The 15,963-nt window shown below is 29.8% G+C and carries 12 protein-coding genes; 4 read left to right on the plus strand and 8 right to left on the minus strand.

The window, feature by feature from the left end:
* The first annotated feature begins 127 nt into the window (after positions 1–127).
* Complete coding sequence (locus tag JOP69_RS07965; RefSeq protein ID WP_203393959.1) at positions 128–2,020, plus strand: SulP family inorganic anion transporter; 1,893 nt, start codon at positions 128–130, stop codon at positions 2,018–2,020.
* Between the two features lie 163 nt (positions 2,021–2,183).
* On the opposite strand, the gene JOP69_RS07970 is transcribed toward JOP69_RS07965, so the two are convergent.
* From JOP69_RS07970 to JOP69_RS08005, 8 genes are all read right to left on the minus strand, one after another.
* Complete coding sequence (locus tag JOP69_RS07970) at positions 2,184–5,552, minus strand: DUF3427 domain-containing protein (protein WP_203393958.1); 3,369 nt, start codon at positions 5,550–5,552, stop codon at positions 2,184–2,186.
* On the minus strand, positions 5,545–5,943 hold the full coding sequence (locus tag JOP69_RS07975; protein ID WP_203393957.1) for a (deoxy)nucleoside triphosphate pyrophosphohydrolase: 399 nt from the start codon (positions 5,941–5,943) through the stop codon (positions 5,545–5,547). The genes JOP69_RS07970 and JOP69_RS07975 overlap by 8 nt, the downstream gene beginning before the upstream one ends.
* Before the next feature lie 164 nt (positions 5,944–6,107).
* The gene (locus JOP69_RS07980; RefSeq protein WP_203393956.1) at positions 6,108–7,604 is read right to left on the minus strand and encodes a hypothetical protein; all 1,497 of its coding nucleotides are present in this window, start codon (positions 7,602–7,604) and stop codon (positions 6,108–6,110) included.
* A gap of 470 nt (positions 7,605–8,074) precedes the next feature.
* Positions 8,075–9,196 (minus strand): lactonase family protein, encoded by a 1,122-nt coding sequence (locus JOP69_RS07985; protein WP_203393955.1) that lies wholly within the window; start codon positions 9,194–9,196, stop codon positions 8,075–8,077.
* Positions 9,197–9,199: 3 nt separating this feature from the next.
* Positions 9,200–10,957 carry a M14 family metallopeptidase gene (locus tag JOP69_RS07990; RefSeq protein ID WP_203393954.1) on the minus strand — a complete coding sequence of 586 codons (1,758 nt, stop codon included), beginning with the start codon at positions 10,955–10,957 and terminating at the stop codon, positions 9,200–9,202.
* A 2-nt stretch (positions 10,958–10,959) separates the two neighbouring features.
* Positions 10,960–11,415, minus strand: a complete 456-nt coding sequence (gene coaD / locus JOP69_RS07995; protein WP_203393953.1) for a pantetheine-phosphate adenylyltransferase — start codon at positions 11,413–11,415, stop codon at positions 10,960–10,962.
* Positions 11,416–11,505: 90 nt separating this feature from the next.
* Positions 11,506–11,865, minus strand: a complete 360-nt coding sequence (locus JOP69_RS08000) for a four helix bundle protein (RefSeq protein ID WP_203393952.1) — start codon at positions 11,863–11,865, stop codon at positions 11,506–11,508.
* 248 nt (positions 11,866–12,113) lie between these two features.
* Positions 12,114–13,088, minus strand: a complete 975-nt coding sequence (locus JOP69_RS08005; protein WP_203393951.1) for a D-alanine--D-alanine ligase — start codon at positions 13,086–13,088, stop codon at positions 12,114–12,116.
* Positions 13,089–13,180: 92 nt separating this feature from the next.
* Here JOP69_RS08005 and JOP69_RS08010 point away from each other — a divergent pair, with 92 nt between their 5' ends.
* From JOP69_RS08010 to yaaA, 3 genes are all read left to right on the plus strand, one after another.
* Positions 13,181–13,738 (plus strand): PASTA domain-containing protein, encoded by a 558-nt coding sequence (locus JOP69_RS08010; protein WP_203393950.1) that lies wholly within the window; start codon positions 13,181–13,183, stop codon positions 13,736–13,738.
* A 110-nt stretch (positions 13,739–13,848) separates the two neighbouring features.
* Positions 13,849–14,889 (plus strand): RluA family pseudouridine synthase, encoded by a 1,041-nt coding sequence (locus JOP69_RS08015; RefSeq protein WP_203393949.1) that lies wholly within the window; start codon positions 13,849–13,851, stop codon positions 14,887–14,889.
* 295 nt (positions 14,890–15,184) lie between these two features.
* Positions 15,185–15,943 carry a peroxide stress protein YaaA gene (gene yaaA, locus JOP69_RS08020; protein ID WP_203393948.1) on the plus strand — a complete coding sequence of 253 codons (759 nt, stop codon included), beginning with the start codon at positions 15,185–15,187 and terminating at the stop codon, positions 15,941–15,943.
* Positions 15,944–15,963 lie beyond the last annotated feature (20 nt).

Here is a 15,963-nt window from a genome sequence, read left to right on the forward strand (position 1 = left end):
CAAATTAAGATATTGAGCACTTACTTATCTGATCAGTAAATTTATAGGAATTAACGATACTTTAAAATCAAGGATAGTTTTCTAAAAAAACCTTCTATCTTTGCCGACTTGAAAAATTACCCAAATTATGACTGATTTTATTAGAAAAATATTACCAAATGCAAAAGATGATGTCCTTGCAGGAATAACCGTTTCCCTAGCAATGATACCAGAAGTTGTCGCTTTTGCCTTTGTAGCACAAATAAGTCCGATTGTGGCATTATTTGGTGCTTTTGTAGTAGGAATTATTTCAGCCTCTTTTGGTGGAAGACCAGGTTTAATCTCTGGGGCTGCAGGTGCCGTAGCAGTAATTTTTGTACACATGATACAAGAAGGACATGCAAAAGGATTGCTATTTGACAACCCAGTAGAAAACATGGGCTACTTTTATCTCTTAGCCGCCGTAGTATTAATGGGTGTAATACAAATATTTGCTGGTATTTTTAAATTAGGAAAATTTGTACGTTTAATTCCTCATCCTGTAATGATGGGATTTGTAAACGGTTTGGCCATCGTTATTTTTATGGCGCAATTGGGTATGTTTAAAGAGAATAAGAAAGATTTCTTCGGACAAAACATGCGTAAAACAGCCTCTAAAGAATTGGTTTATAAGGTTTCTAACAACCAAGTAAAAGATTTAATGTCTGATACGGTATTATTTACTATTGATGGTACTTCTGTTAAAAACAGCAATACAAACCAAGAAGTATTTGTAGTCTCAGACGGTCAGGTTTTTGATGCAAAAACTAAAAAGGTAGTTTTTAATGCTTCGGATGAAGGCTTTTATTCTGTAAAAGATAGTGGTGTTGTAAAAACAACCATGCAAGGAAATACTTTATATATAATGATTGGTTTGGTATTATTAACCATGTTTATTGTTTGGGGTTTACCTAAATTAACTACAAAAATTCCGGCAGCCTTAACAGCTATTTTAATTGTTACTTTAATTTCTATTTTTAGTGGTTTAGGCTCTATTAATGTTGGAGATTTTATTAGAAATGGTGGTGGTGCTGGTTTAAACGGAATTGCAGAACTTTCTAAAAACTTAAATGTTGTAGAACTGTGGAGCAACCTTCCTTTTAACTTAGATACTTTAAAATTTATTGCTCCGTATGCTTTTTTAGCGGCATCAGTTGGTTTAATAGAAACCTTAATGACCATGAATTTGGTTGATGAATTAACAGAAACTAGAGGAAACGGAAATAGAGAATGTATTGCCCAAGGAGCAGGAAACATTGTTAGTGGTGCCTTTGGCGGAACGGGTGGTTGTGGAATGATTGGACAAACAGTTATAAATATTAATGCTGGCGGACGCGGACGTTTGTCTGGTATTATGATGGCATTAACACTACTTACCTTTATTTTATTTGCTGATAAATATATTGAACAAGTACCAATCGCTGCACTTGTTGGGGTAATGTTTATGATGGTGATTGAAACCTTTGCTTGGTCTAGTTTTAGAATCTTAAAGAAAATACCAATGTCTGATGCTGCTGTATTAATCATAGTTTCTGCCGTAACGGTTTTCTTTGATTTAGCAATTGCTGTTTTTGTTGGGGTTATTATTTCTGCTTTATCTTTTGCTTGGACAAGTGCTAAAAAAATTAGAGCTAGAAAACGTTTTAAAGAAGACGGAACAAAAATTTATGAAATTTGGGGTCCTCTTTTCTTTGGAAGTATCACTGAGTTTAACGGTAAGTTTGATATAAAAAATGATCCTGATGTAGTAGAAATAGATTTTGTAGAAGCACGTGTTTCTGACCATTCTGCTATAGAAGCTATTTTTAATTTGGTTGAAAAATACCAAGCTGCAGGCAAAAAAATTACACTAAAACACTTAAGTGAAGATTGTAAATTGTTGCTATTTAAATCGAGCCCAGTTTTTAAAGATGTCATCTTAGAAGATATCGATGATCCTCGTTATCATTTAGCTGCAAATCCAGAGGATTTCCCTAAACCGTTAGGGGAATATAAGTTTTAGAGAAAGGTATTTAGTATATTATATAAAAAAGGTTAGACAATGTCTAACCTTTTTTTGTTTAGAAAATTCGGCAACATTATTTTCGATTTTTTAAATTTCGCAGACAGTGTTTGCCGTTTTCGTTTTACAATTTTTATAGGCATCTAATTCGACAACATTAAAGTTAATTTAAAACTTCGACAAATTCCCCAATAACTCTCATTTCAGTAATATTATCTTCATTTAAGATTATATTTTCAAAACTCTTATCATAAGAATTAGGTTTTAATACAATTGCATCATGCTGCCAACCTTCTTCAGAAACTGTTTTCTCGCTTGAATATGTTTTAACAGTAAAAGCCGAATTAAAATCAGGATCAAATGAGTCTCTATTTTCAATTAATAAAATTTTTCCACTACGAGAACCACTTACATTTTTTTTGAATATGCATATTGAATTATTAGGAATAATCTTATTCATTGATTCTCCAATCACTTTACAAGCGAAATAATCATCTGTAGCGTATTTTTCAGGAGCTGATGTTAAATTGTATTCTCTTTCATCTTGCATTTCACTAAAGCTTCCTGCTGCTGCGTAGAAATCATATAAAGGAATTGTGAATTCTGATAATTTTAGTTCTACTTCTTTTTTACCTAATTGTTCTTCAGGCTTTACTATGGTTAAAGGTTCTTTTTTCCTATTGATAGATGTTATATAATTATACAAATCATCTTTTACAGGTTGTTCCAATTGGAATTTAAAATGAACAACTGGTTTTCCAGATTCAGGCATTTCTGCTTGCTGAATAGAATCTTTAATAATTGATGCGTCACCCATAAAATAAAAATCAGTTCCTTCCGCATCTTCTTTTTTCACAAACAATAGTATGCGTTTTGAATTGATTACATTCTTTATTTCATTACTAGAAAGTTTCCTGTTTGACCTTGACTCCCAAGCAAAAACTGAAGGAGAAACAAAGTAATCGTTATATTTTATAGTATCTTCAATATCATCAGATTTATGATAAGTAACGAAACAGGGAGTGATTTCATTTCTTGTTCTGTAGCCATAAACAGTGCTACTTATATCATTTTCCCAGTTTAACAATCTACAAACATCCTTACGGCTGTATTTATTAAACAACAACAATCCATCTTTATAAAGATCTTTTTCAAAATTATTATTGAAAGTATTAATTGAATACTTTATTGAGTCCAGAAGAAATTCTTTAAAAATATCGTTAGATAGTATCTTTAAAAATTCATCATGCAATTTGAGTACATCATTTTCTAGAAATATGATTTCCTCTTCCTTTCGAATAAAGCCAAAATTGATGTTTGAAATACAAGATTTAATAGTTTCTAAACTTGGTTTATATTGATATTTATCAAATATAATTTCATTCAGTTTTGAAACACTCAGTTCATTTCTACAAAGTAATTCTTTTAAAATAAAACTTTCTTCAACCCTTTTTGCATTATTTATCTCTTTTGAAAAAAGTTCTAATAATTCAGAGTATTTTGCATCTAACTTTTTGTCAAATGACTTATCAACTTTATTGATAAAATTATAATATGACTTAGAATATTCAATGAATGAAAATGGCTCTCTAGCTTCATTCCTTACAAAATCCATCATCATTGGAATTCGTCCAATTCTGCTTTTTAAGTTATTGTAATCTATTTTTAAATCCGTAAGCAATTGCATCTTTGCAGAATCAATTGAAGCATATATTCTTTCTTTCGTAATTTCATCAAAATTAATAGTAGATTCTCCTGGAATCATACTACTACCTTCAGAAATTAACTTTCTAATTTTATCTTTATTAAAAGAAGTGTCTCCATATAAAGCTATTGGAATTAAATAATTGTTTTTATAATTACCAATAAAGTCAATGACAGTTAAATAATATTTATTGTCAGTTTTCCTTAAACCTCTTCCTAATTGTTGAATAAATATTATTGCTGATTGTGTTGGACGAATCATTATAACTTGATTAATTTTAGGAATATCTATTCCTTCATTAAAAATATCAACAGTAAATATGTAGTCTAGTTTTATAGATAAATTATCACTTTCTAATAGTTCTATTGCCTTTGCTCTTTCATCTTCGGAACTGTCTCCTGTTAAAGCAACCGTCTTATAACCTATTTCATTAAATTTTTCAGACAATTCTTTTGCTTCATTTTTAAATGAACAAAAAACCAATCCTCTAGTTATGCCATTATCCGAACCATAAAATTCAATTTTTGAAATAATCTTTGAAACTCTTTCATTTGCTGTTAAAAGCCTAAAATCTGATTCTTTTTCAAGTACTTCATCATTTAAACTTAAATCTGTTACACCATAATAATGAAAGGGAATAAGCATGTTCTCTTCCATTGCTTTATTCAGTCTAATTTCATATGCTATATTATGGTCAAAAAGACTGTAAATATCTTTGTCATCAGTTCTGTCAGGTGTTGCCGTCATTCCTAGAAGAAACTTAGGATTGAAATACTCTATCAATCGAACGTAAGAATCTGCTCCTGAACGATGTGATTCATCTATAATTATGTAGTCGAAAAAATCGTTTTCAAATTGTTCTAGATGATTTGTTTTTGAAATAGTTTGTACTGTTGAAAAAACAAAATCCTTATCTAATTCCCTTTGTTGCCCAGAGTACAATCCCATTGTTTTACTGTCTCCAAAAATAGTTTGAAAGGTTTCCATTGCCTTTTTTGCAATGTTTAACCTGTGAACAACAAATAATAGTTTTTTCGGGTTAAATGCTTTCGCATCAAAAGCTGCTAAAAATGTTTTACCTGTTCCAGTTGCAGATATTATTAACGCTTTGTTGTTTTTCTCTCGTAAGTTTTCTAAATTCTCTAATGCTTCTTTTTGCATTGAGTTTGGAATTACTTCTAAGTTAAGTTCTTTAGAAAACTCTTCTTCACTCTTTTTATAAACTAGAAATTGCTTTTTATAAATAGCTTCATATTTTTCTATATAAGCTTCATTTACAATTTCTCCTATTCTAAAATCATCTTGAAATTCAGTGATTACTTTATCTACTATAGAACTTGAGTTTCTTGCAGAAACTTTCATATTCCATTCTTTATTAGTAGATAATGCCGAAGAAGTTAAATTACTACTTCCAATTACTAAATTATAATAATCTGAATGTTTAAAAATATAACCTTTAGAGTGTGAATTTTCTTTAGTTACTATTTTTAATTCTATGTTCTTAAACTGAGATAGCCTTTTTAAAGCTTCAGGTTGTGTAAAGTTTAAATATTGAGAAACAAGTATTTTTCCTTTGACACCTTTATCATCAAGAATTTTAAAAGTATTTATTAATGCTGCAACACCGCTTGTTGTAACAAATGCAACAGAAATATAAAAGCTTTCACAGTTTTCTAGCTCTTTTATAATTGTTGATAAAACTTTTTTCCTTGGAATTTTTCTATTTACAAGTAACTCTGGTTGATAAAGAGCCTCAGAATCTAAATCTTTATCAATAAACCCTGTAAGTAAACTGTTTTTAAAACTATCATTAAAAACTTTATTCATCTTCAATTAGTTTGTTAACTATAGGAATATCCGCTTCAGCCCAATCCAGTTTATCGATATCTTTTATTGCTAACCATTCAGAAGAAATATGTTCATTTAATTGTATGTCTTTTGTCTCTGAATAACATTTAAAACTGTGCATTTTTAATTCAAAATCAGGATATTTATGAATAACAGTTACAAATAAGTCATCTATTTTAGTTGGAATAAAGTTCAACTCTTCAATAAGCTCTCTTTTTAAAGCTTCTTTTTCAGTTTCTCCTTTTTCAATTTTCCCACCTGGGAATTCAAACTTCCGGGAAATATAACTTAACTTATTTTTTGGTCTTTGTACACAAAAAATTTCATTTTCAAAACAAATTATTGCAGCTACAACTTCAACTTTTTTCATTTAAATTTTTATGATATTATTCAAAACCTACTTTTGACGAAATTAAACTTTTAAGTATTTAAAAACAAGTTAAAAGCTCCAAAAAGGAACAAAAGAAAACTCCCAATTTGCTTTTCTATATAATATAAAAATCAAGCTCATTTTACTATTTTTAATCAAAAACTTTACTCACAATCCACACTCTTAAAACCATCTCCAACATCCTCAGTTCTTAAACTCGGAACAATTTTATAATATTTTTTGATAAAGTCAATTTGTTTAGTATTTACAGCTGGCAAAGGAGTATTCCCTGCAGTCCAGAAATAACTTTCTTTTGTTGGCGAATTATAGTGAAACCCATTTTCTATCTGTTCTTCAAAATCGGGACTCATACTAGAATTTACATTTGGTTCTAAAATATTTTCAAATTTTAAAAGACTTGTTTTTGTATTCGTTTTTTTAATGGTGGTATAATTACTGAGTTTTAATTCTGTTAAAAAAGGAACCAAACTTAATAACAAACTCACAGCCATAAAAAATACAATTGTTTTTTCTTTTCTAAAAAACCAAACACAAATTTGCATGGCAAAGAATAACATATAAAAAAAGAAAAAACGGTATTGAGGAGAAAAAATCCAAGCCAATACAAAATGTAAAACACCAATTACATACAATATAAACACTGCTTTTTCTTTACTTTTAAAATACCATAAAAAAGGAAAAGAAATTAGAAGCGTCGTAAATATGATATTGATAATTCCATTGAATTTAAACGAGGTTATCCAAGCAATAAACAATTGAGAGGTAGAAAGGTTTGCTAATTCTTGATAATCGAAAGCAGCATTATACGTCCCTACTTTAAACAATTGAATGAGTGCTGTTGGCACTTTCCAATCTACATTTAAAACATCTAAAATTTGTAATGGATATAACAAGTATCCCGTAAGAAATACATTTTTCATTAAAAACAACACCAACACAAAAAAAGAGAAGAGTATTGGTTTTACCAACTTACCTTTTAAGAGACTATAGTGTTTTACCAATAAAATAATGGGTAATAAAACCAACACACAAGTGGTTATTTTTATGACACATAAGAAAATTGTTAGTAATAAAATAAGCATAAAACGAGAGTAATCAATCTCCTTAAAATGTTTTATAAAAAGATAAAACAACAACTGACTGATTAAAAAAACTGGTAAATCTGGTGATGGTGCATTGATAAAAAAGATGATAAAAGGCAAGCCAACCAACACACTACCTACATACAATTGATTTATCTTTTTACTTGTTTTATACTGATGCAATTGTTGAACGCAGAAAAAAGAAAAAATGACTAAGAAATAGCCATTCAAATCATTGAAATTCGTTTCTAAAAACGGAAAAGTAAACGTTGCTTGCAAAATATGCCAACTAGACATTTGGGCAAAAAAGATATGCAAATTCCCCAACCCTTTTACAAAACCATATTCATTTAACCACTTAATGGTTTGTATATAATAACTTTCATTATCAAAAATGGAAGGCGTAACCGAAGACATTGCCAACGCAATGCTAAAAATAAAAAGGAGTCCTAGTTTATACGTTTTGCTAAATAAGATCCAACTATTTTTAAATTGGGTAAAATGTGTTTTAATATCACTCTTAAAAAGCCATAAACCTGCAATTGTTATGCTAGACATAATACCATAAAAAACAAGATCTAAAGCAAAGAAAAAAGCATAGCACCAACTAAATAATGTAATTGAAAATAGGCCTAAAATATGGTGAATGGTAAAATTATGGGATTCAATTTTAAAAAGTTTTTTTAGTAAAAAACCAAAGCTTAAGGAGGAAATAAAAATATAAATCCAATTAATTAAAATTAAAAGCATGTGTTTTTTAAAATTGATTTTAGAGATTACAAGTTACGAATAAAATAATTTTTTACTTCATTAAATATCGAATTGTTCTCGACTGCGCTCGAACAGTCAACTCTTAAAAAAATTGACCACATAGACACATAATAAACATAGGTTTTGTGTGTAAAGAATGAAACCAATTTAAATTCACAATGTCCTCCTGAGCTTGTCGAAAGATCTTTAACACGCTAAAAAGTCTTCGACAAGATCAGACTGACAATGCACTATCGGAATTGTAACTATAAAAAGAACTAAAATAAAATACAAACTGGCATTGGCGCAGCAACTTCATTTACAAAAGTTAATTTCCCTGTAACAACATCTCTTTTAAAAGAAACAATATTATTGGTGTCTTGATTGGCAACTAATAGAAACTTTTCATCAGGAGACAATGAAAAATTACGTGGGTTTTTTCCTAAAACAGGTTCGTAACCAATTGTTGTTAATGTTCCGTTTTCTGAATTCACGGCATAAATAACAATCGATTCATGTCCGCGATTTGAAGCATACAAAAATTTTCCATCTTTAGTAATATGAATATCTGCTGCTTTACTAAACGTTGTAAAATCCTTTGGTAATGTAGCTATTGAAGAATCTACATAATAATTCCCTTCTTTTTCTTTTACTAAAGAAACCGTGTTGTTCAATTCATTTAAAACATAGATCCATTTATTATTTGGATGAAACGTTACATGTCTTGGTCCTGCTCCGTCTGCCATTTTTAAAGATGCTTGTTTGGTAGGAACTAATTCATTTTTTTGAGAATCTATGGTAGAAAACAATAATTCATTGGTTCCTAAATCTACAGAAATAACTTCTTTTTTTGTTGGATGAAACCAAGCTGAATGTGCATGAGGTCCTTTTTGTCTTTTGGTTGTTCCTTTACCAACATGTTGTTGTACGTTTAATAACGTAGATAATTTCCCTGACGTATCTGCTTTTAGTAAACCTACACTTCCGCCACCGTAATTTGCGGTTACAATATAATTATCTTCATTTATGGCAACAAAACAAGGTCCTGCTCCACCAGATTCTTCTTTGCTAATTAATACCAAAGAATCCCCTTCAATTTTAAAAGACTTTATAAACCCTGTTCCGTTTACGTTGGTTTCTCCAACCGCAAAAAGTGTTTTTTGATCTTTAGATTTTGCTAAAAAAGTAGGATTTACGGTTTCTGCAACCAATCCTATTTTTTTTAACGCTCCTTTTTCTGAAAGTTCATATTCATAAATTCCTTTAGAATCTTTTTGGGTATATGTACCAACATAAAAAGAAGTAGTCATGGTGTCTTTTTTAACAGTTGCTGTTTTTTTAGTTACGGTTTTACATCCGAAGAAAAATATTGATAATAGAAATATTGGTAGTAATTTCATAAATTAAAATGTTTTAAAAATTGGCAATCTCAAATGAACTGGTTCGTAATAAGGTGATTTTTTGTAGATATAGTTTAATTGTTCTCTTGGGTTCTTAGCAAACTCAGTATCCGATTTTAATTTTTCTTCAAACTCCTTTTTTACAGATGGGTTATCAATCAAAAATTGTGCTGCTATATCTTCAAAAACATAGGCAGAATAGCCTTCTTTTTGTTGTAAAACAGTATCGAAAAAATTCCAATTAAAAAACGAATCTGTTGCTGCTGCTTCTAACGTTTCTAACAAATAACGCACTCCGTTTTGATGTGTAGGAATATAAATGTCTCCTTTTCTAAATTGAAAATTTTCAGTAGACAGATTTACAGTAGTATTATAATGTAAATAATGACCTTCATAGGCTGTTTTTCGAGTTTCAAATTCAGCAATATGATTCACTTCCACTTCAATTGTGGTATCGTTTTTAAAACGTATAAACTTTATTTGATTGTTCTTTAATCGATCTATAATTTTATGCCAACCTTTTTGTAAAATATAGGCTTTCGGGATTGCTACAGACTTTGTTGTCTCAAAATTATTGTAATATTTTACCGATTTTGTATATGGTTTTGTTCTATCATAAAACAACCTTTTTCCTGTGGTTGCTTTACTATCTATATATTCTCCTTGGTATCCTTTAAACTGTAATTCTGTCGGTTTTTTTGTATCCACCTTAAAAGCAATAGGATAGGTTTTATTTGCCAAAACCTCAGCCATAGCATTTGCTCTTAATTCTTTAATTTCTGCAGAATTTTCTTCAGTAAAATCTAACGCAGAAAACAGCAATTGATAGGTTTGAGCTACTCTTAACTTATATGGTTTTAGCATGTGCGTTTCTACCATCAATCCTAAGGTATTAAATAAGGTTGTGTAACCCGTAGAATATCTTGGCGAATCGAAAAACTGAGACCAACCGTCTTCTGGTGTGGTACCCCAAACATTAACATACGGAGTAATTGAAATTCCTTTTTTAAGTAACAAATTCTCTAAACTCGGACGCATTTTCGTTTCTATAAAAGTACCTAAACCGCCACCTAATTTATTGTGTTGTGTAAATAAATGTGTAATTGCATATTGATAATCGGCACCATTACTTACATGATTGTCTATAAAAACATCTGGATTAACCGCATGAAAAATTTCTGCAAAAGCGGCTGCATTTTTAGTGTCTTGTTTTATAAAATCTCTATTTAAATCGTAGTTTCTGGCATTTCCTCTAAAACCATATTCTTTTGGTCCGTTTTGATTTGCCCTTGTATGAGAATTTCTATTTAAAGCACCGCCTACATTATAAACCGGAATGACACAAATAATAGTGTTTTTATATTTCTCTATTAAGGAATCGTTTTGTACGAGGTCTCTAAGCAATAACATGGACGCATCAATTCCGTCTGATTCTCCTGGGTGAATTCCGTTATTAATTAAAATTCTATTTTTTGGTGATTCTTTAATTTCATCAACATTAAAAACACCTTCCCTATTGTAAACAACAAGATGCAAAGGCTCTCCGGAATCTGTTTGTCCGAAAGAAAATAAAGAAACAGAAGCATACTCGTCTGCTAACTCTTTATAATAAGAAATTACCTCTTTGTATTCTGGGGTTTCGGTTCCTTCTAATTTTTCGAAAAGTGTTGTAAAATCTTTATTTTTATTGGAAGAATTATCACAAGAAAACAGCAACCATAAAACAGTAAAAAAAAGTATTGTTTTAAATATTTTATACATATTTATTTAACTCTTACCGTTTTAGGTACTAATTTGGTATAATCTCCATCATTTCTAATTACATCTCTTACAATTGATGATGATATGTAAGATGTACTTGCAGCCGTTAATAAAAATACGGTTTCAATGGGACCTAAATCTCGGTTTGTATGTGCAATGGCTTTTTCGAACTCAAAATCTGCGGGATTTCTTAAACCTCTTAAAATAAAATCGACATTATTTTCTTGACAAAAATGAACTGTTAAACCTTTATAAGTGACCACCTTTATTTTAGGTTCGTGCGCAAAACAATCTTCAATAAATTTTTTACGTTCCTCTAAAGTAAACATGTAATTTTTATCAGCATTTACACCAATAGCGATAATAAGTTCATCGAACAATTTTACACCTCTTTCAATGATATCAAAATGACCTAATGTTATTGGATCAAAGGATCCGGGGAAAATTGCTCTCTTCATTTTTTTTTTAAAATTTGATAATTTTGATAATTTTGACACATGAAACACGACAGATAATGAATCTTTCAATATTCTTACTTTATAATAAAATCACTTATCTAAAGAGTCTATGAAATTTGATATTTTTTGTTGTAATTTTTGAATTCTTTTTTCTAAATCGAGAAAAGTTTCATGAGACATAAAATTTAAATTATTACAAATTATAATTTGTGTCTCCCATTCAAAAGCAGAACCTAAACTATGTTCTAAAAAAGTAACAAAATGTTTATTAGTCCTTTTACTTGTTCCTTCGGATATATTAGAAGGAATAGAAACAGCACATCTGTTTAATTGACTCACCAAACCAAATTTTTCAAAATCAGGTAAAGTTGACGTGAATTTATAGTTTAAGGTAACTAATTCTATTGCTTCTTGCCAAATTTGTAACTTTTTAAAATTATGTCTTTTCATAGCTTTGTTATGTTTTTGATTTTTTTGATGCTTTTGAACCAAGAACCAAGAATTATTCTGGTTTCTACAATATACATAAATTAGTTTTTACTTCTTTTTTCAAAAAAAATCTTGTCTCAAAAATATCCTGATTCAATGACACAACAGTGATAATCTTGTTTCGTGGTTCAAAAACATCCTGTCTCAATCTCACAACAGTGATTATCTTGCCTCGTGGTTCAACATCATCTTGTCTCTAAAAACACTCTCTATTTAAGAGCAGATTGTATGGCATTGTCAAATAACTCTTCTAATGATATTCCTGCTGCTTTTGCTTGTTGTGGTAAAATACTATTTTCTGTTAAACCTGGCACCGTATTCATTTCTAAGAAATGTGGCACTCCTTCTACTAAAATATATTCTGATCGTGAAAAACCAGACATGTTTAAAATTCCATATACTTTTTTAGCAATCTCTTCTACTTTCGTCTTTTCTCTTATGGTTATTCTTGCAGGAGTAATCTCTTGCGATTTTCCTTCGTATTTGGCTTCATAATCAAAGAAATCATTTTCTGTAACAATTTCTGTAATTGGCAATACTTTTATTGCTCCTTTATATTCAATTACGCCAACAGAAACTTCTGGTCCGTCTAAAAAGGACTCTATTAAAATTTCTGAATCTTCTTTATACGCTTTTTCTATGGCTGGTAAAATAGCTTCTTTGGTGTGTGCTTTAGAAATTCCGTAACTAGAACCCGCATTGTTTGGTTTTATAAAACAAGGCAAACCAACTTTAGCTACAATTTTATCTAAATCTACAACGTCTCCTTTATTTAAATAAATAGAAACAGCTGTTTTTATTCCGTATTCTTTAACAACACTTAACGTATCTCTTTTATTAAACGTTAATGCCATTTGATAATAAGGAGCAGAAGTGTGTTTTAAATTAATGAGATTAAAATAAGCTAATAATTCTCCATTTTCTCCAGGATTACCATGAATTGCGTTAAAAACACAAGTAAAAGTGATTTTTTTATCATCTAAAATGAAAGAAAAATCGTTTTTATTGATAGGATACTCTTTATCAGCAGCATCTAAAGCAACCCATTTATCTTTTAAAATATGGACTCTAAAAGGATTGTATTTCTCTTTATTTAAGTGATTGTACACTACATTTCCGCTGGTAAGGGAAATATTAACTTCGGATGAATACCCACCCATAACAATAGCAATATTCTTTTTCATGGTTTCTAAAATAATAAAACAAATTTATCAAAATAATTATAGAAATAGCAACGTTTAGTTTTTATATCTTTGTGCGTTCTAAAAATCAAAAAATGAGTGTTTTTCAATTTCTAAAAAGTAAATCCTTCTTTAAACAAGTTGCCATTGCAATTGTAGGTTTATTGGTATTTATTTTTGCCTTAAAATATTGGTTAGGATATTCTACCAATCACGATCAAAAAATTCAAGTTCCTAATTTACATAAAATGTCTTTGGAGGATGTAGACCTAAAGCTAAAAGAACTTAATTTAGATTTTATTGTAATTGATAGTGCTAGCTACAACCCAGATTATCCAAAAAAATCTGTAATTGAGCAATCTCCAGAAACCGGCGATTTTGTTAAAGAAAAACGTAAAATATACTTAACATTAAACCCTTCTAAATATAGAGATGTTACGGTACCCGATTTAAATGGTAGAACAAAAAGACAAGCAACTTCTCACCTACGCTCTATTGGTTTTAATATTGGTACCAACCCAATTTCTGTTAGTGATATCGGTAAAGATGTTGTTCGTGGATTGCGCTACAAAGGAAAAATATTAAATCAAGGAGATAAATTACCACTAAACTCTGTTGTAGATTTGGTTTTAGGTGACGGAAACGGGAACTAGTTATCAGTTATCAGTTATCAGTTATCAGTTATCAGTTATCAAAATTAAAAAAACAAACAGGTAAATCTTGATATTTTAAATGAATATCAATTTAAACATAAAAATAAATTTTGCAAGAAAATCAACCTCAAGAAATAGAAAACGACGATTTATACGAACATCACAGATTTACGGCTAGTGAAGGGCAAGAACCTTTAAGAGTTGATAAATTTTTAATGAATTTTGTAGAAAACGCCACGAGAAATAAAATTCAACAAGCTGCTAAAGCAGGAAATATTTTGGTGAATGATGCGGTTGTAAAATCGAATCATAAAGTAAAACCAAATGATGTTGTTAGAGTTGTTTTGGCATATCCGCCAGCAGAAAATTTATTGGTTGCAGAAGATATTCCGTTAGATATTGTTTATGAAGATGACACTGTAATTGTAGTAAACAAACCTGCAGGAATGGTAGTACATCCAGGACATGGAAACTACTCTGGGACTTTGGTGAATGGCTTAATTCACCATATAGAAAACTTACCGACCAATTCTAATGAAAGACCCGGTTTGGTGCATAGAATTGATAAAGACACCAGTGGTTTATTGGTGGTTGCAAAAACCGAATTTGCCTTAGCTCATTTATCAAAACAATTTTTCGACAGAACTACGGAGCGTTTGTATTACGCCTTAGTTTGGGGAAATGTAGAAGAAGATGAAGGCAGAATTGAAGGAAATATAGGACGTAGTTTAAAAAACCGTTTGCAGATGTCTGTTTTTCCTGATGGAGATTTCGGAAAACATGCCGTTACACATTACAAAGTTTTAGAGCGTTTAACTTATGTAACCTTAGTACAATGTAAATTAGAAACGGGTAGAACACACCAAATTAGAGCACACTTTAAACATATTGGTCATACTCTTTTTAATGATGAACGTTATGGTGGAGATGATATTTTAAAAGGAACAACGTTTACCAAATACAAACAATTTGTACACAATTGTTTTAAAGTATTACCTAGACAAGCGCTACATGCAAAAACACTTGGGTTTACACATCCAAAAACAGGAGAGTTTATGCAGTTTAATTCTGAAGTACCATCCGATATTACTGAGTGTTTAGAAAAATGGAGAACATATTCTGAAAATTCAAAGAATATTGAATTAGAGTAACTAATTTAAAAAAAAGAGGCTATCTAAAAAGGATTACATCTTAAGGTACTGAACTTATTTCAATACCTCAACTTACTAAAGTTCAACCTTTATAAGAATCTGAAATATATTCAGATTGATAAAAATCTTACTTTTTAAACGACCTCTTTTTTACTTTAAATAGAAATTATCTATCAAAAAGAACTAACACTATTACATTTACTTATAATAGTATTAAATATTACTCTTAAAACACTTTTAAGATAGCTATAATCCTTTGTATTTTTATGCTATAATTATTTCTGAATTACATCCTATGAAAATCATCATATCTCCAGCAAAATCTTTAGATTTTGAATCTAAAGTACCTACAACGTTACACACACAACCTCGTTTTTTAGAGCAATCTAATAAATTGAACAAAAAACTAAAAACACTTTCTAAGAAGAACATCTCTGAGTTGATGAAAATTTCTGATGATTTATCTGCTTTAAATTATGAAAGAAATCAATCTTGGTCAACTCCTTTTACAACTACAAATGCAAAACAAGCTATTTATGCATTTACCGGAGCAGTTTTTAAAGGAATTGATGTAAATTCTATTGAAGAAGAAAAATTACCATTACTTCAAAATAATTTAAGAATTTTATCAGGTTTGTATGGTTTGTTAAAACCATTAGATTTAATTCAGCCTTATCGTTTAGAAATGGGAACTCGTTTAAAAGTTGGTAGTACAGAAAATCTTTATAAATTTTGGGATAACTCTATTGCAAACTCATTAAATGAAGAGTTAAAAGGTGGTGAGTTATTAGTAAATCTAGCAAGTACAGAATACTTTAAAGTGATCCCTAAAAAAGTTTTAAAAGTACCAATGATTACACCTGTTTTTAAAGATTTTAAAAACGGAGAATATAAAATTGTAATGACCTACGCTAAAATGGCTCGTGGTTTAATGGTGCGTTATATTATTGATAACAACGTTAAAACAATTGAAGATTTAAAAGGTTTTAATGTTGATAAATATCGTTTTTCTGAAGAATTATCTTCTGGAAATGATTTAGTATTTACACGTTAAAAAAAAGTCTACAGTTTTTC

The sequence above is a fragment of the Polaribacter sp. Q13 genome, from assembly GCF_016858305.2.
In the GTDB taxonomy this organism is placed as follows: Bacteria; Bacteroidota; Bacteroidia; order Flavobacteriales; family Flavobacteriaceae; genus Polaribacter.